Origin of the sequence: Streptomyces sp. IBSBF 2435 (assembly GCF_036815005.1) — a bacterium.
Classification (GTDB): Bacteria; Actinomycetota; Actinomycetes; order Streptomycetales; family Streptomycetaceae; genus Actinacidiphila.
In genome coordinates this window covers 1-25,725 of sequence record NZ_JAJSYW010000037.1, presented here as the reverse complement: position 1 = coordinate 25,725, position 25,725 = coordinate 1, and the positions used below count along the sequence as shown (strand labels likewise).

Annotated in this window: 18 protein-coding genes, 1 pseudogene and 1 riboswitch; of the genes and pseudogenes, 9 read left to right on the top strand and 10 right to left on the bottom strand. The window is 72.4% G+C overall.

What is annotated here, in order from left to right:
• Nucleotides 1-121: 121 nt before the first annotated feature.
• Nucleotides 122-1,048 (top strand): endonuclease/exonuclease/phosphatase family protein, encoded by a 927-nt coding sequence (locus tag V7E46_RS10285; protein WP_443054109.1) that lies wholly within the window; start codon nucleotides 122-124, stop codon nucleotides 1,046-1,048.
• Here V7E46_RS10285 and V7E46_RS10280 read toward each other — a convergent pair.
• The 6 genes from V7E46_RS10280 to V7E46_RS10255 form a co-directional block, all read right to left on the bottom strand.
• Entirely contained in the window at nucleotides 1,045-2,805 is a 1,761-nt protein-coding gene (locus tag V7E46_RS10280) for an NAD+ synthase (RefSeq protein ID WP_329179515.1), read from the bottom strand. The two genes, V7E46_RS10285 and V7E46_RS10280, sit on opposite strands and share 4 nt — an antisense overlap.
• Before the next feature lie 100 nt (nucleotides 2,806-2,905).
• Entirely contained in the window at nucleotides 2,906-4,609 is a 1,704-nt protein-coding gene (locus V7E46_RS10275) for a glycoside hydrolase family 13 protein (protein WP_443054106.1), read from the bottom strand.
• Between the two features lie 65 nt (nucleotides 4,610-4,674).
• The gene (locus tag V7E46_RS10270) at nucleotides 4,675-5,565 is read right to left on the bottom strand and encodes a carbohydrate ABC transporter permease (protein WP_329179519.1); all 891 of its coding nucleotides are present in this window, start codon (nucleotides 5,563-5,565) and stop codon (nucleotides 4,675-4,677) included.
• A gap of 14 nt (nucleotides 5,566-5,579) precedes the next feature.
• Entirely contained in the window at nucleotides 5,580-6,533 is a 954-nt protein-coding gene (locus V7E46_RS10265) for a carbohydrate ABC transporter permease (RefSeq protein ID WP_329179521.1), read from the bottom strand.
• Between the two features lie 167 nt (nucleotides 6,534-6,700).
• Nucleotides 6,701-8,104, bottom strand: coding sequence for an ABC transporter substrate-binding protein (locus tag V7E46_RS10260; protein WP_333768127.1), 1,404 nt, complete (start codon nucleotides 8,102-8,104; stop codon nucleotides 6,701-6,703).
• A 300-nt stretch (nucleotides 8,105-8,404) separates the two neighbouring features.
• Entirely contained in the window at nucleotides 8,405-9,430 is a 1,026-nt protein-coding gene (locus V7E46_RS10255; RefSeq protein WP_333768126.1) for a LacI family DNA-binding transcriptional regulator, read from the bottom strand.
• Nucleotides 9,431-9,601: 171 nt separating this feature from the next.
• Here V7E46_RS10255 and V7E46_RS10250 point away from each other — a divergent pair, with 171 nt between their 5' ends.
• Together V7E46_RS10250 and V7E46_RS10245 are read left to right on the top strand one after the other, a co-directional pair.
• Nucleotides 9,602-11,863 (top strand): galactose-binding domain-containing protein, encoded by a 2,262-nt coding sequence (locus V7E46_RS10250; protein WP_333768125.1) that lies wholly within the window; start codon nucleotides 9,602-9,604, stop codon nucleotides 11,861-11,863.
• A 48-nt stretch (nucleotides 11,864-11,911) separates the two neighbouring features.
• Nucleotides 11,912-12,916 (top strand): aldo/keto reductase family protein, encoded by a 1,005-nt coding sequence (locus V7E46_RS10245; RefSeq protein WP_333768124.1) that lies wholly within the window; start codon nucleotides 11,912-11,914, stop codon nucleotides 12,914-12,916.
• 207 nt (nucleotides 12,917-13,123) lie between these two features.
• Here the strand turns inward: V7E46_RS10245 and V7E46_RS10240 are convergent, their stop codons facing one another.
• Nucleotides 13,124-14,353: a transglycosylase family protein gene (locus tag V7E46_RS10240; protein WP_333768123.1), complete on the bottom strand. Its 1,230-nt coding sequence runs from the start codon at nucleotides 14,351-14,353 to the stop codon at nucleotides 13,124-13,126.
• A gap of 190 nt (nucleotides 14,354-14,543) precedes the next feature.
• Here V7E46_RS10240 and V7E46_RS10235 point away from each other — a divergent pair, with 190 nt between their 5' ends.
• The 5 genes and pseudogenes from V7E46_RS10235 to V7E46_RS10215 all read left to right on the top strand — a co-directional run bounded on the left by V7E46_RS10235 (nucleotide 14,544) and on the right by V7E46_RS10215 (nucleotide 21,822).
• Nucleotides 14,544-15,590, top strand: a complete 1,047-nt coding sequence (locus tag V7E46_RS10235; protein ID WP_333768122.1) for an LLM class flavin-dependent oxidoreductase — start codon at nucleotides 14,544-14,546, stop codon at nucleotides 15,588-15,590.
• A 392-nt stretch (nucleotides 15,591-15,982) separates the two neighbouring features.
• Nucleotides 15,983-17,188: a D-alanyl-D-alanine carboxypeptidase family protein gene (locus tag V7E46_RS10230; RefSeq protein WP_333768121.1), complete on the top strand. Its 1,206-nt coding sequence runs from the start codon at nucleotides 15,983-15,985 to the stop codon at nucleotides 17,186-17,188.
• A 342-nt stretch (nucleotides 17,189-17,530) separates the two neighbouring features.
• Nucleotides 17,531-18,682 (top strand): transcription termination factor Rho, encoded by a 1,152-nt coding sequence (rho, locus tag V7E46_RS10225; RefSeq protein ID WP_333768120.1) that lies wholly within the window; start codon nucleotides 17,531-17,533, stop codon nucleotides 18,680-18,682.
• Nucleotides 18,683-18,899: 217 nt separating this feature from the next.
• Nucleotides 18,900-19,064, top strand: a pseudogene (locus tag V7E46_RS10220) (phytanoyl-CoA dioxygenase); the annotation flags it as partial.
• 10 nt (nucleotides 19,065-19,074) lie between these two features.
• A complete protein-coding gene (locus V7E46_RS10215) occupies nucleotides 19,075-21,822 on the top strand; it encodes a helix-turn-helix transcriptional regulator (protein ID WP_333768119.1) in 2,748 nt (915 codons plus the stop codon).
• A 98-nt stretch (nucleotides 21,823-21,920) separates the two neighbouring features.
• On the opposite strand, the gene V7E46_RS10210 is transcribed toward V7E46_RS10215, so the two are convergent.
• From V7E46_RS10210 to V7E46_RS10200, 3 genes are all read right to left on the bottom strand, one after another.
• Nucleotides 21,921-22,742, bottom strand: coding sequence for a M23 family metallopeptidase (locus V7E46_RS10210; RefSeq protein ID WP_333768118.1), 822 nt, complete (start codon nucleotides 22,740-22,742; stop codon nucleotides 21,921-21,923).
• 5 nt (nucleotides 22,743-22,747) lie between these two features.
• A riboswitch (cyclic di-AMP (ydaO/yuaA leader) is annotated at nucleotides 22,748-22,937 on the bottom strand.
• A gap of 388 nt (nucleotides 22,938-23,325) precedes the next feature.
• Nucleotides 23,326-24,342, bottom strand: a complete 1,017-nt coding sequence (locus V7E46_RS10205; RefSeq protein ID WP_333768117.1) for a GNAT family N-acetyltransferase — start codon at nucleotides 24,340-24,342, stop codon at nucleotides 23,326-23,328.
• Between the two features lie 221 nt (nucleotides 24,343-24,563).
• Entirely contained in the window at nucleotides 24,564-25,193 is a 630-nt protein-coding gene (locus tag V7E46_RS10200; RefSeq protein ID WP_333768116.1) for a uridine kinase, read from the bottom strand.
• 242 nt (nucleotides 25,194-25,435) lie between these two features.
• On the opposite strand from V7E46_RS10200, the gene V7E46_RS10195 reads away from it, so the two are divergent.
• Nucleotides 25,436-25,630 carry a hypothetical protein gene (locus V7E46_RS10195; RefSeq protein WP_329182633.1) on the top strand — a complete coding sequence of 65 codons (195 nt, stop codon included), beginning with the start codon at nucleotides 25,436-25,438 and terminating at the stop codon, nucleotides 25,628-25,630.
• Nucleotides 25,631-25,725 lie beyond the last annotated feature (95 nt).

Below are 25,725 nucleotides of genomic sequence, written 5' to 3'. Positions count from 1 at the left end.
GACCCAGGCGCAGAGCAGCACGGACGCGACCGCGGGCGGCGACGGTACGCAGGACCGCGCCGACGCCGGCGGACGGGACCGTGCGGTGCGGCGGTTCCTGCGCTGGTGGCGGCCCGCCGGAATGTGGCGGCGCGGGATCGTGCTCGCCGCCCTGTGCGTCCTGCTCACCGGAGTGCTGTTCTTCCACTCCGACATCCCCAACCGGATCGGCAATCTGGGCAGCCTGCTGGAGACGTTCCTGCCCTGGCTGGGCGTCGCGCTGCCGGTGCTGTTCGTACTCGCGGTGCTGCGCCGCTCGACAACCGCCCTGATCGCCCTGCTGCTGCCGACCCTGGTGTGGCTCAACCTGTTCGGCGGGCTGCTCACCGACAAGTCCTCGTCCGGCGGCGACCTGACCGTGGCGACGCACAACGTCAACGCCGAGAACCCGGACCCCGACGGCACCGCCAAGGACCTGATCGCGGCCGGGGCCGACGTCCTCGCGCTGGAGGAGCTGGCCGAGAGCGAGGCGCCCCGGTACGCGCACGATCTCGCGGCGGCGTATCCGTACCACTCGGTGCAGGGCACGGTCGGGCTGTGGAGCAAGTACCCGCTGAGCGGGGTGCGGCCGGTGGACATCAAGATGGGCTGGACCCGGGCGATGCGGGCCGCGGTCAGCACGCCCGACGGGAAGGTCGCGGTCTACGTCGCCCATCTGCCGTCCGTGCGGGTGAAGTTCGACGCCGGCTTCACCGCCGGGCAGCGCGACAGCGCCGCCAACGCGCTCGGCGAGGCCATCGCGGCGGAGTCGCTGCACAGCGTCGTCCTGCTCGGCGACCTCAACGGCACCATGAACGACCGGGCGTTGGCCTCGGTCACCTCGCAGATGCGCTCCACGCAGGGCGCCGCGGGCAACGGCATGGGATTCAGCTGGCCGGCCGGCGAGCCGATGGCGCGGATCGACCAGATCATGGTCAAGGGCGCGGAGCCCAGGTCCTCCTGGACCCTGCCGAGGACGGGCAGCGACCACCTCCCGGTCGCCGCCCGCCTCCAACTGCCCGAGGACTAAGGCCTGTCGCCCTCGCGCCAGCGGTTGGTGATGGGGAGCCTGCGGTCCTTGCCGAAGCCCTTCGCGGAGATCTTCGTGCCCGGCGGATACTGCCGCCGCTTGTACTCGGCGGTGTCGGTGAGCTTGAGGATCCGGGTCACCAGCTCCTCGTCGAAGCCGGCCGCGATGATCGCCTCCCGGCCCTGGTCGCGGTCCACGTACAGCTCCAGGATCCGGTCGAGCACGTCGTAGTCCGGCAGCGAGTCGGTGTCCACCTGGCCCGGGCGCAGCTCCGCGCTCGGCGGCTTGCTGATCGAGTTCTCCGGGATCGGCGGGGTCTCGCCCTGCGCCGCGGCCGCCGCGTTGCGCCAGCGGGCCAGCCGGAAGACGGTGGTCTTGTAGACGTCCTTGATCGGGCCGTACGCCCCCACCGAGTCGCCGTACAGCGTCGAATAGCCCACCGCCAGCTCGCTCTTGTTGCCCGGCGCGAGCACGATGTGGCCCTCCTGGTTGGAGATCGCCATCAACGTCACCCCGCGCAGCCGGGATTGCAGATTCTCCTCGGCGAGCCCGGTCAGCGACAGCGACGCCATATAGGCGTCGAACATCGGCGCGATCGGCACCGTACGGAAGTTCAGGCCGGTCCTGCGGGCCAGCTCGGCGGCGTCGCCGCGGGAGTGGTCCGAGGAGTAGGCCGACGGCATCGAGACCCCGTAGACGTTGGCCGCGCCGACCGCGTCGCAGGCGATGGCCGCGACCAGGGCCGAGTCGATACCGCCCGACACCCCGATCAGCACCGAGCGGAAGCCGTTCTTCTCGACGTACGCGCGCAGGCCTGTGACCAGCGCTCCGTAGACCTCGGCGGCGTCCTCCAGACGCTCGGCGACCTCGCCGGCGAACTGCGGGGCGTAGCCGGCCACCGGCTCCTCGGACAGCGTCACATGGCGGATCTCCAGGCCGTCGTCCACCCGGCCGGACGGCGGCTGCGGCGACGCGGCCGGCAGGTCGAGGTCGAGGATGACGCAGTCCTCGGTGAATTGCGGCGCCCGCGCGATGACGTCACCGCTCTGCGACACCGCGATCGTGTCACCGTCGAAGACCAGCTCGTCCTGGCCGCCGACCATCGCCAGGTACACCAGGGTGCAGCCGGCCTCCTGGGCCCGCTTGCGGACCAGTTCCAGCCGGCTGTCGTCCTTGTCCCGCTCGTAGGGGGAGGCGTTGACCGACAGCAGCAGGCCCGCGCCCGCCGAGCGGGCGGCCGGCACCCGGCCACCGTCCTGCCACAGGTCCTCGCAGATGGCCAGCGCCACATCCACACCGCGGACCCGGATCACCGGCATGGTGTCGCCGGGCACGAAGTAGCGGAATTCGTCGAAGACGCCGTAGTTGGGCAGGTGGTGCTTGGCGAAGCGCAGCGCGACCTTGCCGCCGTGCAGCACCGCCGCGCAGTTCTGCGGGGCGCCGGCCGGCTGGCCGAAGCGGGGCCGCGCGTTCTCGCTGCGGCCCAGGTAGCCGACCACGACCGGCAGCTCGCCGAGGCCCTCGGCGGCCAGCCGCTCGGCCAGTTCGACCAGCGCGGTGCGGCTCGCCTCGACGAAGGACGACCGCAGGGCCAGGTCCTCCACCGGGTAGCCGGTGAGCATCATCTCGGGGAACGCCACGAGGTGGGCTCCCTGCCCGGCGGCATGCCGGGACCAGCGCAGGACCGACTCGGCGTTCCCGGCGATGTCGCCGACGCGGGCGTCGATCTGATTCAGGGCGAGTCGTAGTTGAGGCACGGCCCCAGTCTAATCGTCACCTCGACACAATGTCGCTGTTGGCCCGGTCACGTCGCCCCCGGGGTGCGCCCCGGAAGGGGGCGCCCACCGGGCGCGAGGATCAGGTGCGCAGCCAGGCGGCCGTGTCGGCGGGCAGGCGGCCCTCCGCGAGCGGCCCGCTGGTCAGCAGGACTTCGGTGTGCTCGGGCAGCTCCGCGGGCGCGTCCGCCAGGTTCAGCACGCAGACGAACCCGGGGGAGCGGCGGAAGGCCAGGACGCCCGGGGCCGACTCCAGCCAGGAGAACGTACCGTCGCCCAGGCCCGGCTCCGCCTGCCGCAGGCGCAGCGCCGCCCGGTAGAGCGACAGCATCGAGTCAGGGTCGGCGGACTGCGCCTCGGCGGTGCGGTCGGCCCAGTCGGCCGGCTGCGGCAGCCACGGCTCGGCGGTGGTGCCGGCCGGGCTGAAGCCGAACGGAGCGGTCGAGCCGGCCCACGGCAGCGGGACCCGGCAGCCGTCCCGGCCCGGGTTGGTGTCGGCGGACCGCAGGTACATCGGGTCCTGGAGCTTGTTCAGCGGGATGTCCTCGACCTCGGGCAGCCCCAGCTCCTCGCCCTGGTAGAGGTAGACCGAGCCGGGCAGCGCCAGGGTGAGCAGGGCCGCGGCCCGTGCCCGCCGGGTGCCGAGTTCCAGGTCGGTCGGGATGCCGAAGGCCTTCGTGGCGAAGTCGAAACCGGTGTCGGCCCGTCCGTAGCGCGTCACCGTCCGCGTCACATCGTGGTTGCACAGCACCCAGGTGGCGGGCGCGCTCACCGGGGCATGCGCGGCCAGCGTCGTGTCGATGGACGTCCGCAGCCGGTCGGCCTCCCAGGGGCAGGCCAGGAAGTCGAAGTTGAACGCGGTGTGCATCTCGTCCGGCCGCAGGTAGCGCGCGAAGCGCTCCGCGTCGGGCAGCCACACCTCGCCGACCAGGATGCGCGCACCCGGGTAGGAGTCGGCGATCCGCCGCCAGCCGCGGTAGATGCCGTGCAGCTCGTCGCGGTCGACGTACGGGTGCGGTACGCCCGGCTCGTCGGTCAGGTCGGGCAGGCCGGGGTCCTTGGAGACCATGGCGGCCGAGTCGATGCGGACTCCGCCGGCCCCGCGGTCGAACCAGAACCGCAGGATGTCCTCGTGCTCCGCGCGGACCTCGGGGAAGTTCCAGTTGAGGTCGGGCTGCTCGGAGTCGAAGAGGTTCAAGAACCAGTCGCCCGGTGTGCCGTCCGGGTTGGTGGTCCTGGTCCACGCCGGGCCGCCGAACTGCGACGGCCAGTTGTTCGGCGGCAGCTCACCGTGCTCGCCGCGGCCGGGGCGGAACCAGAAGCGTTCCCGCGCCGCCGACCCGGGGCCGGCGGCCAGCGCCTCGCGGAACCACGGGTGCGCGGCGGATATGTGGTTCGGCACGACGTCGATGATCGTCCTGATGCCCAGCGCGAGGGCCTCGGAGATCAGCTTCTCCGCCTCGGCCAGCGTCCCGAAGACCGGCTCGACGTCCCGGTAGTCGGCGACGTCGTAGCCGCCGTCGGCCATCGGGGACGGATACCACGGACAGAACCACAGAGCGTTGACGCCCAGCTCGGCCAGGTACGGCAGCCGGGACCGCACGCCGGCGAGATCACCGGTCCCGTCACCGTTGCTGTCGGCGAAGCTCCGCGGATAGACCTGGTAGATGACCGCGCCGCGCCACCAGTTCTCGTCGGCCTCGGGCTGAGGGGTGTCTGCCACGTCAACGTCCTTTCGGGCAGGTGGGACCCCGCCGCCGGCCCCAGGAGGCGGGGATGTGGGCATGAGGACCGGCGGCGGAGTGCTGTGGGGTGGTGCGTTACGGAAGGCTGCGCGGCCTCATGGGCCGGTCAGCCCTTGAGGCTGCCGGCGGTCAGGCCGGACATGATGTTGCGTTGGAAGAGCAGGAAGATCAGCAGGGTCGGCAGCGCGGAGATGGCCAGTGCGGCGATGAGCACGTTCTGCGGTACGCCCTGCGAGAGCGAGTTGATACCGATGTTGATCGGCTGCTTCGACGGGTCGGGCTCCACCAGCATCGGCCAGAGGAAGTCCTTCCAGACGTTGACCACCGCGAAGATCGACACGACGCCGAGGATCGGCCGGGACATCGGCAGCACGATCGACAGCAGGGTGCGGGTCGGCCCGGCCCCGTCGATGGCCGCGGCAGCCATCAGGTCGTCGGGGATCGAGTCGAAGAATCGTTTGAGCAGGAAGATGTTGAAGCCGTTGGCGACCGTCGGCAGCCAGATCGCCCACGGGTGGTTGATCAGGTTGACGTGCAGCAGCGGCAGGTCGAGCACCGTCATGTACTGCGGGATGATCAGCACCGCCGACGGGATCATCAAGGTGGCGAGCATGCCGCCGAGCACGATGTTGCCGAGCACAGGACGCAGCTTGGACAGCGCGTAGGCTGCGGCCACGTCGAAGACCAGCTGGAAGGCCAGCGCGCCGAAGGCGTAGTAGAAGGTGTTCCACAGCAGCTTGGCGAGCTTGAGCTGGGTCCAGGCCGTCTTGTAGTTCGACGGGTGCGGGTCCTTCGGTATGAGCGTCGGCGGGTTCTGCAGCACTTCGTGCACCGACTTGAAACCGCTGGTGGCCATCCAGTACAGCGGCCCGAGGAAGACCAGCGTGAAGACCACGAGCACCACGGACAGCACGGTCCAGTAGATGGCCTTGCCCCGGGGCCTGGCCAGGGTCGCGGACGAGATCAGCGTCCGGTTCGCGGAGGAGAACTCTGCCATGATCGTGATCCGTCCTAGTCGCTGTTCCGGTTGAGCCGTGCGTACAGGCCGGAGAATCCGGCGAGTACCAGGAGCAGGAAGAGGCCGAGTGCGGCCGCGCCACCGAAATTGTTGTAGCGGTAGCCGTACTGGTAGACCATGTAGACCACGGTCATCGTGGAATTCTCGGGACCGTTTCCGCCGGCCATCAAGAAGACGTTGGTGAACTCCTGCATGGTCGCCACGATCTGGAGCAGCAGCATGAGCGAGAGCACCAGCTTGGTCTGCGGGATCGTGACGTGCCAGATCTTGCTCCACAGGCCCGCGCCGTCCAGGTCGGCGGCCTCGTACAGCTCACCGGGGATGTTCTGCAGCGCCGCCAGGTAGATCAGGGTGGCGCTGCCCATGCTCATCCAGGTCGCCGCGATGACCACCGAGATCAGCGCGGTGTGCGACGAGTCGAGCCATTGCGACGTCGGCAGGTGGAAGATCTTGAGAATGCGGTTGAACAGCCCGTATTCGGGGTTGTAGAAGTACTTGAAAAGCAGCGCGCCCGCCACCGGCGGGAGCATGACGGGCAGGTACACCAGAACCCGCAGATAGGCCCGTGCGTGCCGCAGTTCGTTGAGCAGGATCGCCACGAAGAACGGAACGGCGAAGCCGATCACCAGCGCGTAGAGCGTGAAGAGCCCGGTGTTCTTCCACGCCGTCCAGAAGTACGGGTCGTGGTAGACGGTCTTGATGTTGTGGAAACCGACCCAGCTGGTCACCCCGCGCTTGGTCTGCTGGAAGCTCATGATGAACTCCCGGACCATCGGGTACCAGGAGAAGAACCCGAAGCAGAGGATCGCCCCGATGAGGAACCCGTAGGCCTGGAGGTTCTGGCTCAGCTTGCGGCTCAGGCCGCCCCGGCCGCCTTGGGCCTTAGGACCTGCGGCGCGCCCGGCGTGGCGCCTGGTTGTTTTGTCGGGGACGGTCGTCGCCGCCATGAAGGCTCCTCGGCTGGAAGCGGTGCAAGAGGTCCGTGCCGCGCCGGGGGGGGGGGGGGGGGGGGGGGGGGGGGGGGGGGGGGGGGGGGGGGGGGGGGCGCCCCCCCCCCCCCCCCCCCCCCCCCCCCCCCCCCCCCCCCCCCCCCCCCCCCCGGGGGGCTGTGCTGTTACTGGCCGGCGGCCAGCAGCTGGTTCGCCTGCGTCTCGGCGGACGAGAGCAGCTTGCTGACATCGGCGTTCTTGTTGCTCAGCACGCCGGACATCACGGTGTCGAGCACGGTGTAGAGCTTCTGCGCGTTCGGCGGCTCACCCTTCACCGGGACCTGCGCGTCCACGTAGGACTTGTAGTTCGCCACCGGCACGGTCGCGTACTGGGTCTTGTCCGCGGTGTCCGTGGCCTTGGCCTGGCCGGTGAAGAAGAAGGGCTGCGGCAGGCCGACCGGGATGCCGTCGGCCTTGTTGCGCCCGTAGTTGAACTGGCCCTTCTTCAGGGTCAGGAACTTGAAGTTGATCCAGGCGATACCGGCCTTGATCTGGTCCGGCGAGTCCGACTTCTTGAAGAAGTAGTCGTTGCCGCCCATCAGCGAGGTCTTGCCGCCGGGGATCGGCGCCATGCCCAGGTCGTCGAAGTTGGCACCGTACTGCTGGACCATGAGCTGGATGTCGTCCGGCGCGGCGAGGTACATGCCGATCTGGCCGGCGCCCATCGCCTTCTGGCTCTCGCCCCACTCCTTGCCGGCGCTGGAGGGCATGCTGTTGTCCACCCAGCGCATGTCGTGGATGGTCTGCAGGATCGAGGTGGCCTCGGGGCCGTTGAACGCGGCCTTGGTGCCGTCCTCGCTGACCACGTTGTTGCCCGCGCCGTACAGCGCCGAGGTCAGGTGCCAGCCGCCCTGGTTGCCGGCGCCGTACTCGAAGAAGCCGTGGATGCCCTTGCTGCCGAGCTTGTCCTGGATGACCTTGGAGTCGGTACGGATCTCGTCCCAGGTGGTCGGCGGCTTGTCGGGGTCGAGGCCGGCGTCCTTGAAGATCTTGCGGTTGTAGATCAGGCCCATCGAGTAGTTGGTCGTCGGGAGGCCGTAGAGCTTGCCGCTGTCCTTGAGGATCGCCAGGACGTTGGGGTCGATGTCCTTGAGGTTCGGGACCGTCTTGTCGTTGACGTAGTCGGTGATGTCAGCGGCCTGGCCCGCGTCCAGGACCTGGTTGAGGTCCGTGACGTAGCTGTAGAAGACGTTGGTCTCGGACTGGCCCTGCAGCTGGGCCGTGAACTTGTCCGTGTCCTCGCAGGGGAACGTGTCCTTGCTGTTGATGGTCACGTTCGGGTAGGTCTTGTGGAACTCGGCGATGTCGTCGAGCCACTGCTTCCGCTCGGGCTTCTTCGTGGTGGGCGGCATGCAGTCGACGCTGATCGTCACCTTGGTCTTCGGGTCCAAGGGGGTACCGGCGCCGGAGCTGCTGGTCTTGCTGCCGTTGTCGTCCTTCTTGTCGCTGGAGGAGCACGCGGCACCGGTCAATCCGATGCCTGCGACCAGCGCCACTGCCACCAGTCTGCGGTAGCGGATTCTGCTCATGATCAAACCCTTCCCCTGAACCACTGCGCGTCGTTGGACTGCGATCTGGGACCCCCGCGGCGCTTGATGCACATGATGTCCGGCCCAGGTGCGCGCCACCGTCTCGGGTTGGCTCAACGTACTTAACCCGATAGATGTCCGCAAGATGTCGCGTGAATTTCGCAAAGACACGACTTGGTCACGACGGTGGCCGGTGCTGTTTGCGCCGCGGAGACGACTGAGCGCGCAGCCGCACCGCGCCGGCGCCCGGCACGGGGAACTGCGCGCTCCGCCCCCGGGACGGCCGTCCCAGGGGCACCGCTAGACGTTCGTACGGGCCTCCGGGTGCGGGATGCGGGCCTGGTGCGGGGCCGGTCCCGTGGAACCGCGTACTACCAGCTCCGGCTCGAAGAACAGCTCGTCGTGATCGACCGACGCACCGCTGATCTCCCCGGCCAGCAGGTCCACCGCGGCCCGTCCCATCGCCTCGATGGGCTGCCGTACGGTGGTCAGCGGCGGCTCGGTGCAGTTCATCAGCGACGAGTCGTCGTAACCGATTACCGACACGTCGTCCGGCACCGACAGCCGCCGTCTGCGGGCGGCTCTTATGGTGCCGAGCGCCAGCAGGTCGGACGCGCAGATGAAGGCCGTGATGCCGCGCGCAAGCAGCCGGCTGGCGGCGGCCTGGCCGCCCTCCAGTGTGAACAGCGCGTGTTCCACGGTCACCGACGGGTCGACCCGGCGTGCGGCGGCCAGTTTGCGCCGGGACGGTACGTGGTCGGGCGGGCCGAGCACCAGCGCGATCCGCTGGTGGCCCAGGGAGATCAGGTGGTTCATCGCCTGCTCCACCGCCACCGCGTCGTCGCAGGAGACCCGGGGGAAGTCGAGATGGTCGATGGCGGCGTTCATCAGCACGGTGGGCAGATTGCGTTCCGCGAGCCGCGCGTAATGATCGTGCGGCGACTCGGCCTGGGCGTACAGCCCGCCGAAGAAGACGACCCCGGAGACATGTTGCTGGAGCAGCAACTCGACATAGTCGGCCTCGGAGACACCGCCCGCGGTCTGGGTGCACAGCACCGGGGTGAAGCCCTGCTGTGCCAGCGCGCCGCCGACCACCTCCGCGAAAGCGGGGAAGATCGGGTTCTGCAGCTCGGGCATGACCATGCCGACCAGCCGGGCGCGTTCGCCCCGCAGCTGGGTGGGCCGTTCGTATCCGAGCACGTCAAGGGCGGTGAGGACCGCGGCCCGGGTAGCGTCGGAGACGCCGGGCTTTCCGTTCAGCACCCGGCTGACGGTGGCCTCGCTCACCCCGACCTTCTTTGCCACCTCGGCAAGTCGTCGTGTCATGGCGTCGATTCTAGTACAGGTGGCGCAAGATTCTTGCGGTGATTTTGCGGAATCTCTGCAAGTCATCCAAATTTTGCGAAACCTGGTCGACATATTGCTGCGTCAGGTTGCTGTCCCTAGGGTGTCGGTCGTCACACCAGCGACTCCCGTCAGAAGGGACCCCCCCACCGCATGGACACCAGACGTCGCTCATCGGTCTGGCTCGCCTCGGCGACCGCCGCCGCGCTCGCCGCCGGCGCACTCGCCGTCGCCATGACCACTCAGCAGGCCAGTGCCGCCCCCACCGCACAGGCCGCCGTCTCACCCTTCGCCGTCAGCGGCGGCGCCACCGTACCGTTCACCGAGTACGAGGCCGAGGCCGCGGCCACCAACGGTTCGCAGGTCGGACCCGACTACACGCAGTCGACCGTGGCCTCCGAGGCGTCCGGCCGCCGCGCGGTCACCCTCAGCGGCCAGGGCAAGTACGTGGAGTTCACGCTCACCAAGGCCGCCAACGCGGTCGACGTGGCCGTGAACCTGCCGCGCGGCGCCTCCGGCACCGTCTCGGTCTACGTCGACGGCACCAAGATCGCCGGCAAGCTCGCGGTGACCTCGCAGTATTCGTACGTCGACACCGGCTGGATCGCCGGCGCCAAGACGCACCACTTCTTCGACGACTCCCGGCTGCTGCTCGGCCGGAACGCCGCCGCGGGCGCCAAGGTCAAGCTCCAGCTCGACGCGGGCGACACCGGCAGCGCCACCATCGACGTGGCCGACTTCGAGCAGGTCGCGGGCGCCGCCACCCAGCCCGCGAACTCCGTCTCCGTCGTCACCGACGGCGCCGACGCCAGCGGAAGCGGCGACTCCACCCAGGCGTTCCGGCAGGCGATATCCGACGCCAGGGCACAGGGCAAGGAGGTCTGGATCCCGCAGGGCGACTTCAAGGTCACCTCGCAGATCCCGGCCGACGGCGTCACCCTGCGCGGCGCCGGCAACTGGTACTCGGTGGTGCACAGTTCGCACTTCATCGACCAGGGCTCCGCGGGCGGCAACACCAAGCTCTACGACTTCGCCGTCTTCGGCGACGTCAGCGTCCGCAACGACAACTCGCCCGACAACTTCATCACCGGCAGCCTCGGCCCGAACTCGGTCGTCTCCGGGATGTGGGTGCAGCGCGAGAAGGTCGGCCTGTGGCTGACCGGCAACAACGACAACCTGGTGGTGCAGAACAGCCGGATCATCGGCACCACCGCCGACGGGCTGAACCTCGACGGCAGCGCCCACAACGTCACCGTCAAGAACAACTTCCTGCGCAACCAGGGTGACGACTCGCTCGCCATGTGGTCGCTGGGCTCGCCCGACACCGGCAACTCCTTCACCGGCAACACCATCGTGCAGCCCAACCTGGCCAACGGCATCGCGATCTACGGCGGCAGCAACAACACCGCCTCCAACAACGTCATCGCCGACACCAACGCGCTCGGCAGCGGCATCGCGATCTCCAACCAGGCCTTCCTGCAGCCGTTCAACCCGTTGTCGGGCACGGTCACCGTCTCCGGCAACACCCTGATCCGCACCGGCGCGCTGAACCCCAACTGGGGCCACCCGATGGGTGCGCTGCGGGTCGACTCCTACGACTACGCCATCAGCAACGATGTGCGGATCAGCAACACCACCTTCATCGACAGCCCGTACAGCGACTTCGAGTTCGTCTCCGGCGGCGGCCACGGCTACCAGGTCAGCGGCGTGACGATCAGCGGCGCGACCGCGTCCGGCACCGGCACCGTCGTGGTGCAGGCCGAGACCCCGGGCTCCGCGTCGATCAGCAACGTGACGGCCACCAGCACCGGCGCGACCGGCGTCTACAACTGCTCCTACCCGGCGAACCTGCCCGCCTTCACCATCAACAAGGGCGCGGGGAACAGCGGTTGGGACGGCACCTGGGGCGACTGCAACAGCTGGCCGCAGCCCGGCAGCGGCCCCGGCAGCACGGCGGGCGGCACCACGGGCGGTACGACCACGCCCCCGCCGGCCAACAGCAACCTGGCGCTGGGCCGTCCGGTCAGCGACACCGGCCACGCCGACGTCTACACCGCGGGCAACGCGGTCGACGGCAACGCCAACAGCTACTGGGAGAGCACCAACAACGCCTTCCCGCAGTCGATCACCGTCGACCTCGGCGCGGCCAGGACCGTCGGCCGCGTCGTGGTCAAACTGCCCCCGGCCACCGCCTGGGCCACCCGCACCGAGACCCTCTCCGTGCTCGGCTCCACCAACAACAGCACCTGGACCACCCTGAAGAACTCGGCCGGCTACACCCTCAACCCGGCCACCGGCAACACCGCCACCATCACCCTGACCCCCACCAGCACCCGCTACCTGCGGCTCACCGTCACCGGCAACACCGGCTGGCCGGCAGCCCAGCTCTCCGAGCTGGAGGCCTACACCTCCTGAGGCGCCTTCTCCGCGTGCCGGGGCGACGATTGATTAAGGTCCAGGACCATGGAATACCGTCACCTCGGCCGCAGCGGCCTGATCGTCAGCGAGATCGCCTACGGAAACTGGCTCACCCACGGCTCCCAGGTGGAGGAGGACGCGGCCACCGCGTGCGTACGCGCCGCGCTGGACGTCGGCATCACCACCTTCGACACCGCCGACGTCTACGCGCAGACCCGCGCGGAGTCCGTACTCGGCAGGGCGCTGAAGGGTGAGCGCCGCGAAGGCCTGGAGATCCTCACCAAGGTCTTCTGGCCCACAGGCCCCGGTCGCAACGACCGGGGCCTGTCGCGCAAGCACATCATGGAGTCGATCGACAACTCGCTGCGACGGCTCCAGACCGACCACGTCGACGTCTACCAGGCCCACCGCTACGACCGGTTCACCCCGCTCGAAGAGACGATGGAGGCCTTCGCCGACGTCGTGCACTCCGGTAAGGCGCACTACATCGGCGTGTCGGAGTGGACCGCGGACCAGATCCGCCGCGGCCACGCGCTGGCGCGCGAGCTGCGGGTCCCGCTGGTGTCCAACCAGCCGCAGTATTCAGCGCTGTGGCGGATCATCGAGGGCGAGGTCGTGCCGGCCTCGGAGGAGCTGGGCCTCGGCCAGGTCGTGTTCTCGCCGATCGCGCAGGGCGTGCTCACCGGCAAGTACCTGCCGGGCCAGCAGCCGCCGGAGGGCTCGCGGGCCACCGACGACAAGGGCGGCGCCAACATGATCAACCGCTGGATGCGGGACGATCTGCTGGCCCGGGTCCAGGAGCTCAAGCCGCTGGCCGCCGACGCGGGCCTCTCACTCGCGCAGCTCGCGGTGGCCTGGGTGCTGCAGAACCCCAATGTCTCGGCCGCCATCGTCGGCGCGTCCCGCCCCGAGCAGGTCGCGGAGAACGCCAAGGCGTCCGGCGTCCGGATCGACGCCGAGGTCATGGCGAAGATCGAGCAGATCCTCGAACCGGTCGCGGTGACCGACCCGGTCGAGGTGCACGACAACGTCCCCACGGCCCGGCCGTAGCCTACGGCGGCGCGCGGCCGGGGCATACGGCCGCGCGCCCCGCCGCCGTGGGAGGGTCACCCGGGCGACGACCTTACGGCCGGGGCTGTCCCGGCCGCTGCCGCCGCTGAGCGCCTGAACGCCTTGAGCGCCTTGAGCGCCTTGAGCGCCTTGAGCGGACCCTACGGCCGGCCCGGGACGCCCGGCAGTCGCCAGGACGCCCGGCGGTCAGACCGGGACGCCGTGGGCGCGCAGATACCGCAGCGGGTCGATGTCGTCGCCGTAGACCGGGCCCGTCCTGATCTCGAAGTGCAGATGCGGCCCGGTGACATTCCCGGTCGAGCCGGACCGCGCGATCCGCTGGCCCTCGGTGACGTGCTGGCCGGCCTTGACCGAGATCTGCGACAGGTGGCCGTACTGGCTGTAGTGCCCGTCCGCGTGCAGGATCACCACCTGGTAGCCGTACGAGCCGCCCCAGCCGGCCGTGACGACCTTGCCCGCGGCGACCGAGTGCACGGCGGTGCCGGTCGGGACCAGGAAGTCCATACCGGTGTGGTGGCCGCTGGCCCAGTGGCTGCCGGACGCGTCGTACGGCGTCCCGAGCTTGGCGTGCACCGGCAGGGTGTAGCCGGTGTGCGGGGCGGCGACGGGCTTGGTGTGGGCCGAGGCGGGGGTGACGGTCTTCTTCGGGGCGGCCTTGGGCTTCGGGGCCGCCTTGGGCGCCGGCTTCGGCGCGGCCTTCGCGGGCGCGGCCGGCGGGGCGGTCAGGGCGAGACGCTGGCCCGGAATGATCAGGTCGGGGTCGCTGCCGACGACCGAGCGGTTGTCGGCGTAGAGCCGCGGCCAGCCGCCCCTGACGTGCTGGTCGGCGGCGATCCCCGACAGCGTGTCGCCGGAGGCGACCGTGTAGCGGTCGTGCGCCGCCGGGCGGGCCGGCGCTTCGGCCTGCGCCTTCGCCGGCGCCTTGGCGGGAGTCCTCGCCGGGGCCTTGGCGGGGGCCTTCGCCGCGGTGGTGTGCTTCTTCGCCACGGGCTTGATCTTCGCCGCCGGCACGTGCACGGCGTGCGACGCCGTGGCCGCCTGCCGGGTGAGCCCGGCCCGTATCGAGCAGACCGGCCAGGCGCCGGGGCCCTGGCTGCGCAGCACCTTCTCGGCCACCGCTATCTGCTGGTTCTTCGTGGCGAGGTCCGCGCGGGACGCGTAGCTGCCGCCGCCGAAGGACTTCCAGGTGGAGGTGGTGAACTGCAGGCCGCCGTAGTAGCCGTTGCCGGTGTTGACGTGCCAGTTGCCCGACGACTCGCAGTTGGCGACCTTGTCCCACACGCCCGCCGATTCCGCGTGCGCGCTGCTCAGGCCGATCAGCGGGAGCGCGAGGCCCGCGCCGCCCGCGGTGACGGTCAGTGAGGCCTGGGAGACCCGGCTCGGGCGATAACGGCGGTGACGACCGCGTAAGGGCATAGCACGAGTCCTTCCCCAGGACCGGCCCGGCGCCGCGCTCCGCGACCCGGGCTGCCGTATGCCCGATTGGCCGGGCGCGCCACAGATTAGGCCCGGCCCGGGCGCACCACAAGGGCGCACAGCACGTGTGCGCCCCCGTACGGCCGCGGGCGTCCGGGAATCACCGGCGGGCGTGGGCGTTGGAACGAGGGTGAGTTCCGTACTGCGCGACACGCCGTTCTCGGTCCTCGACCGGTCGAGGGTCCGGGAGGGCGAGGACGCCCCGCGGGCGCTGCGCGACACGGTGGCCCTCGCCCGCGAGGCCGAGGCCATGGGCTTTCACCGCTTCTGGGTCGCCGAGCACCACGGGGTGCCGGGGGTGGCCGGCTCCGCGCCCACGGTCCTGGCCGCCGCGGTCGCCGCGGCCACCTCGCGGATCCGGGTCGGTACGGGCGGGGTGATGCTGCCCAATCACCAACCACTGGTCGTGGCCGAGCAGTTCGGCGTACTCGAATCGCTCTTCCCCGGCCGCATCGACATGGGCCTCGGCCGCTCGGTCGGCTTCACCGACGACGTCCGGCGGGCGCTGGGGCGCGGCAAGGACGCGGCGGGGTCGTTCGGGGAGCAGCTGACCGAGCTGCTCGGCTGGTTCACCGGCGACCGGGACGCGCACCCGCGGGTGCGCGCGTGGCCCGCGGAAGGGCTGCGCCCGGCGCCCTTCCTGCTGGCCACCGGCAGCGGCGCGGACCTCGCGGCGGAGCTGGGGCTGCCGCTGGTCATCGGCGGTATCCGCGGCGAGGACGCGATGCTGCGGGCGGTCGACCGCTACCGGGCCGCCTTCCGCCCCTCGGCCTGGGCGGACGCGCCCCACGTCGTGCTCTCCGGTACGGTCGCGGTCGCGCCCTCGGCCGCTGAGGCCCGCCGCATGCTGATCCCCGAGGCCTGGTCGACGGCGTACTCGCGCACCCACGGCGTCTTCCCCCCGCTCGCGCCGGCCGAGGCGATCGAGGCGAGGACGATGACCGCCGCGGAGCGGGGCCGCTTCGACGCGGCGCTGGCCGGGCAGGTGCACGGTGCTCCGGGGGAGGTGGCGGCGGCTCTCTCCTCGCTGCTCGGGCGCAGCGGGGCGGATGAATTCCTGGTGACGACCAGTACGTATGACCGCCGTCGGCTGCTCGACTCCTACCGGCTTCTGGCCGGCGTCCTCTCCCTGCATCCCGCAGAGGGTTCCGTACACCCCGGGCCGGCTACCGGCTGAGCCCGGCTTCCTCCTCCGGAGAGGCCAACCCCCAGGCGGTTCCCCGCCGCGGAGGCCAACCCCCAGGGATGCGGGGAACGGCGCGGCCGGTCCCCACCTGCGCTCGGGTCGCCAACGGCCCGGCGGGGCGGACCGGTCCGATCCGGACCAACCGCCGACGGTGGGCTGCCCGCGCCGTTCCCCGCGCCCCTGGCCGGGGCACGGTGGGGCCGCGGACGGGTCGTGCCCTCGGGAGGGGCGCCCTCGCGCGGCAGGGGTGCGGTACAGACTCGCGCGCCCCCGGAGGGGATCGGCTGGTCGGAGCAGAGGTCGTTCACCCGGGGGTGGCAAGCCTGGCCCGGATGGGCCTCGTCACCGCGCCCGCGAGCTGACCGCGTTCATACGGTGAGCGTATGAGCAACCGCCGCGCAGCCGCCCGCGTCCGCCGCCGCGTCGCCGCCGTGTTCGGGGCGGCGTGCTGCCTGGGGGTGCTCGCGGCGCCGACCCAGGCCGCGGACGGGGGCCCGGCCGCGCAGGCCGGCGGGGCGCTGCTCGCCGAGCCCGGCGTGCATGTGGACCGCGAGGACGGCGCCCCCGAACTGCCCTCCGGCATCTCCGCCCTGTCGTGGACCGTCTCCGACGCCAGGACCGGCCAGGTCCTCGCCGCGAAGAACGCGCACCGCCGGCTTCCGCCCGCCTCCACGCTCAAGACGCTCTTCGCGGTGACGGTGCTCCCCCGCTTCCCCGCCGACCAGGCCCATACGGTCACCGATCACGACCTGACCGGCATCGGCGCGGGCAGCAGCATGGTCGGTGTGCAGGCCGGGCAGACGTACACCGTCGCCGACCTGTGGCGCGGCGTCTTCCTCGCGTCGGGCAACGACGCGGTGCACGTCCTGGCGCACATGAACGGCTCGGTGTCGCAGACGGTGGCTCAGATGCAGGCCAAGGCGCGGATGCTGGGCGCCGACGACACGCATGTCGTCTCCCCCGACGGCTACGACAACCCCGGCCAGGTCTCGTCCGCCTACGACCTGGCGCTGTTCGCCCGCGCGGGCCTGGGCAACCGCGACTTCGCCGCCTACGCCTCGACGGCGTCCGCGCAATTCCCCGGCGGCTACGACGCGCACGGCGTGTTCGTGAAGTCGTTCGGCATCCAGAACACCAACCGGCTGCTGACCGGCGCGGGCGGCGTCCACCCGTACGAGGGGCTGATCGGGGTGAAGAACGGCTACACCAGCAACGCGGGCAACACCCTGGTCGCCGCCGCGACCCGGCAGGGCAGGACGCTGATCGTCACCGTGATGAACCCGCAGTCGGGCGTGCCGCAGGCGGTCTACACGGAGGCGGGCAAGCTGCTCGACTGGGGCTTCGCCGCCGCGGGGCACACCGCCTCCGTGGGCACGCTGAACGCCGCGCCGACCGCGTACCACCTGGCGGGCGTCCCCGCGCGGGCCCCGGCGCCCGCCCAGCGGCACCCGCGCCCGGCGCCCGCGCCCGCCGCGCACTCCTCGAACGCCTCGGCGCGGGCCTGGTACGTGGGCGGCGGTCTGGCCGTGCTGGCGGCCGGCTCCGTGCTGCTGCTGCGGCGCAGGACCGGCGGCGGCCGGAACCGGTGACGGCGGACCGCCCGGCGCCGCCCCGACCGCCAAGGATCGCGTGCTACAGTTCGAGTAGCACATGTCTGCGCCCTCTTGTCAGCGGCGCCGGTGCTGGTTCCGAAATCCCATCGCCCGTCGGCAATCCTGTCCGGCCCGGTGGTTCTTCTCCGCAATCCTGAGAGTGCGGTCCCCCATAGCCCCACACCCAGTGATGTGCGCCGGTTCGCCCCCAGCGCCGTGGCGAGATGCCGCGGCCCGGGCCACCGGGTGACGTCCGCGGTCGCGGAGCGTGACGAGTCCGCTCGCGCCGCACACCCGCTTTCCCCTCTTCTTCTTCCGTCCGCGAAAGGACGACTTTTCATGACCGACATCCTTGAGCGGCCGGACGTACGGCCGCAGACATCCGCCCGCGTGGCGGGTGTCCTCGACATCCAGGGCGCCGGCGGCCAGGGCCGCCTGCGCACCTCCGGGTGGCACGCGGCCCCCGGCGACGTCCAGATCTCCGCGGCGCAGATCCGCAGGGCGGGCCTGCGCCGGGGGGACCTGGTGGAGGGCACGGCCCTGCGGCCCGGCGTCCTCGGCGACGTCACGCTGGTCAACGGTGTGCCGGCCCGGTACGGCCGGCCGCACTTCGCGGACCTGACGCCGCTTCACCCCCGGGAGCGGCTGCGGCTGGAGAGCCCGCTGCTCAAGGGCTCGGGCGCGCTGTCCGGCCGGCTGATGGACCTGGTCTCGCCGGTCGGCAAGGGCCAGCGCGGTCTGATCGTGGCCCCGCCGAAGGCGGGCAAGACCATCCTGCTGCAGAACATCGCGGCGGCGATCGCCGCCAACCACCCGGAGTGCCACCTGATGGTGGTGCTGCTGGACGAACGCCCGGAAGAGGTCACCGACATGCGGCGCGGTGTGCGCGGCGAGGTGCTCTCCTCGACCTTCGACCGGCCCGCGAAGGAGCACATCGCGCTGGCCGAGCTGGCGGTGGAGCGGGCCAAGCGGCTGGTGGAGCTGGGGCAGGACGTGGTGATCCTGCTGGACTCGCTGACCCGGCTGTGCCGGGCGCACAACACGGCGGGCGCGAGCAGCGGCCGTACGCTGTCCGGCGGTGTGGACGCCGCCGCGCTGCTGGCGCCGAAGCGGCTGTTCGGGGCGGCGCGGCTGTCCGAGGAGGGCGGGTCGCTGACCATCCTGGCGACCGCGCTGGTGGACACCGGGTCACGGGCCGACAACTTCTTCTACGAGGAGTTGAAGGGCACCGGCAACATGGAGCTGCACCTGGACCGTTCGCTGGCCGAGCGGCGGATCTTCCCCGCGGTGGACGTGACCGCCTCCGGCACCCGGCGCGAGGAACTCCTGCTGCCGGCCGGTGAATTGTCCGTGATCCGCGGGCTGCGGCAGGTGCTGCACGGCCGGGACGCGCAGTCCGGCCTGGACGTACTGCTGGACAAGCTGCGCAGGACGCCGGACAACGCGGCCTTCCTGCGCCAGGTGCAGTCCACCGTTCCCACCGGCGGCTGACCGGCAGGGCCGCCCGCGTACGACCCCGCGACCGGCGGCGCGGCGGGCGGACGCGGGGCGGAAATCCGGTGGCCGCAGGTGTCCGGGGCGGGTGGTGATCGGACCTGAGGACCAGGCGCACGATACGGCCGCAGGTACGGCGATGACGGAGGCCTTCCTGCGGGACGGCTTCGTGAAGATCGAGGGCGCCTTCCCTGCGGCGACCGCACAGGAGTGCGCGGCGCTGCCCGACCACGGCACCAGGCCGCGCTTCCCGGCGCAGCCGCCGCTCTGTCCGGCGGCGCCGCTGGAGCTGGAGCGGGCCGACGGGGCGTACACACCGGTGGAGCCGGCGATCCGGCGGGGGCTCGCCGGGGCGGACCGCGGCGGGCCGATCGGTTAGCGTGCTGGGCATGCTGCACGGACGGGACGGGGAGGCCGCGGCGCTGCGTGCCCTGCTCGACGACGCGCGGGCCGGGCGCAGCGGGGTGCTGGTGCTGCGCGGGGAGGCCGGGATCGGCAAGACCGCGCTGCTCGAACATGCGGTGGCCGCGGCCGGCCCGATGACGGTGGTACGCGGCTCGGGCGTCGAATTCGAGGCCGAACTCCCTTTCGCCGGAATCCAGTTGCTGCTGCGTACCGCGCTGGGGTCGCTGGACGCGCTGCCCGAGCCGCAACGGCGGGCGCTGCGGGCCGCGTTCGGGCTGGCGACCGAGGGGGCGGGCGAGCCGATGTTCGTCGGGCTCGCGGTGCTGTCGCTGCTGTCGGAGCACGCGGGGGACGCGCCGCTGCTGTGTGTGGTGGACGATGCCCAGTGGCTGGACCGGGCGTCCACCGACGCGCTGCTGTTCGCCGCCCGGCGGCTGGACGCGGAAGGCATCGCGATGGTCTTCGCCGCACGGGACGGCGAGGGCGCCTTCACCGCGCCCGGGCTGCCCGAGCTGCGCCCGGCCGCGCTGGACGAGGCCGCGGCCGGCGCGCTGCTCGCCGACCGGGCGGGGCCGCTCGCGGAGCCGGTACGGCGCCGGGTGCTCGCCGAGGCGCAGGGCAATCCGCTGGCGCTGCTCGAACTTCCGGTCGGCCTGCGCGGTACGGACGCGGGCGCGGCTTCGGCGGGGACGCTGCCGCTGACCAGCCGGCTGCAACTGGCCTTCCACGGCCGGGTCAGCCATCTGCCGCGGGCCACCCGGACGCTGCTGCTGGTGGCCGCCGCCGACCACACCGGCGAGCTGGGCACGATCCTGCGGGCCGCGGCCGATCTGGGCGCGGGCGTCGCGGACCTGCCGCCCGCGCAGGACAACGGGCTCGTCACGGTGGACGGCACCGCGCTGCGGTTCCGCCACCCGCTGGTGCGGGCCGCGATCCACCAGCGGGCCGCGCTGCCCGAACGCCTCGCCGCCCACCGCGCCCTGGCCCGCGCCGCCGACCCGCGGCGCGACCCGGACCACCGGGCCTGGCACCTGGCCGCCGCCGCGACCGGCCCCGACGAGGAGGTGGCGACCGCGCTCGAACAGACCGCGGGCCGCGCCAGGGAACGCAGCGGGCACACCGCGGCAGCCGCCGCCTACGACCGTGCCGCACGCCTGAGCACCGACCCGGGCGCCCGGCTGCGCCGGCTGCTGCTGGCGGCGGAGTCCGCCTCGGAGGCGGGCGAGATCCCGCGTGCCCGCACCTTCGCGGAGGAGGCCGCCCGCGCGGCGGCCGCCCCCGGCGCGGACCCCACCGGACAGGCGGCGGCGCGGGCCTTGCACGTACGGGGGCTGGCCGGCTTCTGGGAGGGCGACTTCCCCGGGGCGCACCGGGTGCTCATCGAGGGCGCCGCGCTGGTCGCCGGGACCGATCCGGCGCGGGCGGCGCGGATGCTGGTGCAGGCCACGCACACCGCGTGGTATCTCGGCGCGGAGGAGGTCGCCGACACCGTCGAGCGGCTGGCGGCGCTGCGGCTGCCCGCCGGCGCCCCGATCCTGCCGGTCGCCGGCTTCCTGACCGGCGCGCTGGGCCGGGGCGCCGCCGGCCGGGTGCCGCCGGCCGTCGGCGAGGCCGCCGCGGCGGCGCGGGCGGCGCACGGCGGGCGGGTGGACCCGCGGGACCTGGTGATGCTGTGCGGGGTGGGCCTCACCCTCGGCCAGGACGCCCAGTCGCACGAGCTGACCACGGCGCTGGCCGCGGAGAGCCGGGAGAGCGGCGGGGTGGGGCGGCTCACCACGATCATGTTCTTCCGCGCGGAGGCGGAGATCTTCGACGGCCGCTACGGCGACGCCGCGGCGACCGCCGCGGAGGGGCTGCGGATCGCGGCGGACACCGGCCAGCGGCAGTGGGTGAGCCAGCTGAGCAGCGCCCTGGCGCACATCGCCGCGCTGCGCGGTGACGAGGACGGCTGCCGCCGCATGGTGGACGCGGCCCTCGCGGGCGGCTCGGGTACGGCGATGGCACCGGGCGCGCCCTGGGCGTACTGGTCCCAGGGCCTGCTGGACCTGGGGCTCGGCCGCGCCCGGGCGGCGCTGGACCGGCTCGCGCTGCTCGGCGAGGAGTCGGTGCGCCACCACATCTGCGCGACCCGCAGTGTGCCCGACCTGGTGGAGGCCGCGGTCCGGGTCGGCGAGCCCGGGCGGGCGGACGCGTCCTTCGCCCGGTTCGAGGCATGGGCGGCGCGGTCCCGCCAGGAGTGGGCGGCGGCGCTGGTGGCCCGCTGCCGGGCGCTGCGGGCGCCGGATACCGGCGCGGAGGCGTACTTCCACGAGGCGCTGGCGGCGCACGACCCGCACCGGCGTGCCATGGAGTCGGCCCGCACCGAGCTGCTGTACGGGGAGTGGCTGCGGCGGGCGCGGCGCAAGAACGAGGCCCGGGTGCGGCTGCGCGGTGCCCTGGACACCTTCGAGCGGCTCGGCGCGCACCCGTGGGCGGACCGGGCGCGCGGTGAGCTGGGCGCGGCGGGCGGCACGGTGCCGGAGGCGGCCGGGGACGGCGGCCCGGTGGACGCGGCGGCGGGGCTCACCCCGCAGGAGTCGCAGATCGTGCGGCTGGCCGCGGAGGGCCTGTCGAACAAGGACATCGCGGCCCGGCTGTTCCTCAGTCCGCGGACGGTCGGCTACCACCTCTACAAGGCGTATCCGAAGCTCGGTGTGGTCTCGCGCGGCGAGCTGGCCGGGATGTTCGGGTAGCCGGGACCGAAGGATGCCGGGGAGCGGCCGGGGAAAAGGCGGTGCCCGCCCGGGGATGGAATCCGGGCGGGCACGTTCTCGGGGGGCGCGCCGGAGGGTCAGACGGTGACGCCGTGCGCCGCGAGGTAGGCGACCGGGTCGATGTCGGAGCCGTAGTCCGGGGTGGTGCGCACCTCGAAGTGCAGGTGCGGCCCGGTGACGTTGCCGGTCGCGCCGGAGATGCCGATCTCCTGGCCGGAGGTGACGGTCTGGCCGACCGAGACCACCGGGTCGGTCAGGTGCCCGTACAGGGTGTACTTGCCGTCGGCGTGCTGGATGATCACGTCGTTGCCGTAGGCGCCGTCCGCGCCGGCGTGCACCACGGTGCCCGCGGCCACCGAGTGGACCGGGGTGTCGCTGTTGACCAGGAAGTCGACACCGGTGTGGTAGCCGGAGGACCAGTTGGAGCCTTCGGCGTGGTACTGCGTACCGATCGCGGCGTCGCCGACCGGCTTGCTGTAGGCGGTGGAGCTTGCGGCCTTCACGGCGGCGGGCGCCGCCTTCGCAGCCGGGGCGGACGCGGTCTTCGCCGCCGGGGCCGGGGCGGCCTTGACCGGGGCGGTGTTCAGCGTGAGGTGCAGGCCGGGCCGGATCAGGCCGGGGTTGGCGCCGATGACCTTCTTGTTGGCCTCGTAGAGCGGCTTCCAGCCGCCCTTGACGTGGTGGGCGGCGGCGATCTTCGCCAGCGTGTCGCCGGGGACCACGGTGTACTGCTGGGCCTTGGCGGACACGGCCGGCGCCTTGGCCGGCTCGGCGGCCGACGCGTGGGCGACGCCGACCAGCGGCACCACGAGGGCGACGCCTCCGGTGCCCGCGGCGATGCACACGCGGGTGAGGCGGTTGAGTGAGCGGGGCTTGCGGTGCTGTCCCTTTGCGGGCATGGGGGATTTCCTCTCCTACGCCTGCGAGGTGAGCTGTCGGGTTCGGGCAGGAGATGCCCGGCCGCGGTCCGCCGTGGTCGCGCTGTGCGGCGCGCGTACGGCAGTGCGGCTTCACCCCGAGCCGTCCGGGTCCTCCCGGACGGCGGCTTGCCTGGGTCCCCCGCTCCTGCCCTGAATGCTCGGCTGTTCCGGTGACCGGGCGGCGGCAGGATTCGGCGTTCCGCCCGGCGGATCTCGCGGACGTCCGGCCCGCGGTAGGGCGAAGCTAGACGACGCCCCGAGCGGCGGGCAACCAAACGCGGCATGCCGCACCATTCCGCCCGTACCGGTGGTTACTCCTCGCCATCCGCGCGCACCGGTACGTGTGCGCGCCGGTCACGGCGGGTCGAGCGGCGGGGTGCGCGGGGTGAGAAACGGGCCGCGCCGTGAACAGCGGGTGGTCCGGGGAAGCCGGACCGTGTTCACACCATGACGCCGGTCACACGACGAGCCGGAGGTGACCCGCATCACCGTGAAATGCCGGATATGTACGGCCGTTTCGGATGTGCCCTGAGTCGCGGCCGACAGGGCGCCGGTCCGCCCGTCAGTAGCTGCCCGGCGCTCCGCCGATCCGCGCGTCCAGCGTCCTGCTGAGCCGGTAGCCCACCGGCCGGAAGCCGACCGCGGGCCAGTGTCCGGCGGCCAGCGGGGAGGCGGAGTGCCAGCGGGCCGACATGTAGCGGTGGCCGCCGTCGTAGGCCCAGGCCAGCGCGGTGGCCAGCAGCACCCGGCTGATGCCCTCGCCGCGCGCGGCGGGCGCCACGTACGCCTCGGCGAGTTCGACGCAGGCTTCGGGTGTCACCGGGTCGGCGACGGCCGGGACGACCAGCACCATGGCGATCTCCTCGCCCCTGCGGGACGCGATCCAGGCGCCGCAGCGCGGGTCGGCGAGCGCGTCGGCGTAGTGCAGCCGCAGCGCGGCGAGCGCGCCCTCCGGCTGCGGCTGGAACATCGCCGACTCGCGCTGCCGCCGGGAGGACTCGGCGGCCATCCGGCCGATCTGCGGCAGGTCGCCGGGGCCGGCCCGGCGGATGCCGAGGCCGTCGACGCCGCGCGGCTGGCGGCCCCTGGCCTTGACCGCCATCAGGCCGTGCACCAGCTCGCGCCCGAAGCCGAGGTCGGACCAGGGGGCGGTGGCGATCTCGCCGGCCGGCACCTGTACGTAGTGGACCAGACGGCGGTCGGCGACCAGCCGGTCGGCGATCCGGGCGTACAGCGAGCGCAGCACCTCGGTCTCCCGGCCGCCGGGCAGCGCGTGGCCGCCGTAGGGGACCAGGGCGGAGCGCGGGTGGGTGCGCAGCGCCGCCGGGTCGTCCGGGGCGAGGGTGACCGGCTGGGCGGCGAGGTAGCCGATCAGATTGCCGTCGCCGTCCAGCGCGCGGCAGGATTCGAGGCCGGGCACGGCGTGCAGCTTGCCCACCAACTCGTCGCCGCGCACAGGTCCGTCCGCCAGCCAGGACCGCTGGGAGGGGGGAAGCCGGGCGCGCGAGAACCAGCGGTCGTAGCGCTGCACGGCCAGGGGTATGTGCTCGGCGGTCAGCGGCGCGGTGGCGACAGTCATGGTGTTCGAGGACGCTAGCGGCGTGCGCACCCCCAGGGCAAGGCGGGACGTCCAGGGGCCGCCAACCGGTGCGGGGCGGGGCCTTCAGCCACTCCGGGAACGGGCGCGGCGCCCGTTTGCCGCGCCCGTCCGGGCCGGGGTGCGGCGCCGTTTGCCGCGGCGGTCGGGGCCGGGCCGCGGCACCCGTTTGCCGCGCCGGTCCCGGTACGGCGCGCCTGCCCTCAGCCGGTCCAGGCCGGGTGCCGCGGGTCGTCGGCACGCACCAGGACATCGGCGCTCTCCTCCGGCAGCGCCTCGCGGGCGTAGCGCTCGTAAGCGGGCAGCGTCCAGCGCTCGGCCGCTTCCGTACGCCGCTCCAGCGCGGCCCGCGACAGCCGCAGATGGACCGTCAGGTCCAGCGGCAGGCCCTGGCCGAGCAGCAGCGGGCCGTCCAGCACGAGGACGCCGCCGGGCGGCAGCGTCACATATTCCGCCCGGGTGGAGCGGTCGGTGCCGGCGTCGCGCAGCGACGGCAGGGCGCGGCCGGTGCCGCCGGGTCCCAGCGGGTCGAGCACCTCGCGGCGCAGGGCGCCGGTGTCCAGCCACAGCTGGTAGTACGCGTCCACGTCCTCGTGCCCGTACTCCAGGCGCTGCGAGGCGGGCCGCCAGAAGCCGGCCGAGCGCACCCTCAGCACGGGGTGACCGAGCGCGGGCAGCGCGGCCGCCAGCGCGTCCGCGAGGTCGGCGGTGCCGGCGGCGGGCGCACCGTCCACCGCGACGCGCCACCAGGGGCCCGCGGGCGGCGGAGCCGCGGTGATCCGGTCGGCGAGGGCTTCGGCGAGCCGGGGCCAGGTGATCGGGGTGAGCTGCACACGGCCATCCTGCCGGAGCCGGCGTCCGCACGGCGTGCGGACGCCGGCTCACTCGTTCGGGCGGGATCGGCCGTGGCGCGGCGGGGCGGGGGCGCGGCGGCATCCGGGCCGACTCGTCCGGGCTTCCACCCTCGTGGGCCAAATTATCTATAAATCACCCATTTGCCACCGAGCGGGATTCATGACTTTTTGTGACTCTGGAAGAACTCATGGTGACCGTCCCCAGCACCCAGGAGAAAGCAATGATCCTGTCGATCTCCGGCGTCGTCCTGCTCGGCGTCGTCGTCTTCCTGTTCTTCCGCAAGGACGGGCTGAAGGTGTCCCACGGCATCGTCAGCGCTCTCTTCGGCTTCTACCTCGCGAGCACCGCCATCGCTCCGAGCATCACCGCGGGCGGCGCGAGCCTGGCCGGCATGCTGAGCGGGATCAAGATCTAGCCCGCCGTCCACGGCAGACGGCGCGCATGTCACCCCCGGACCCGGGAGCGGTCGCCCCGCTCCCGGGTCGCTTTCGGCCCCTCCCCCTCCGCACC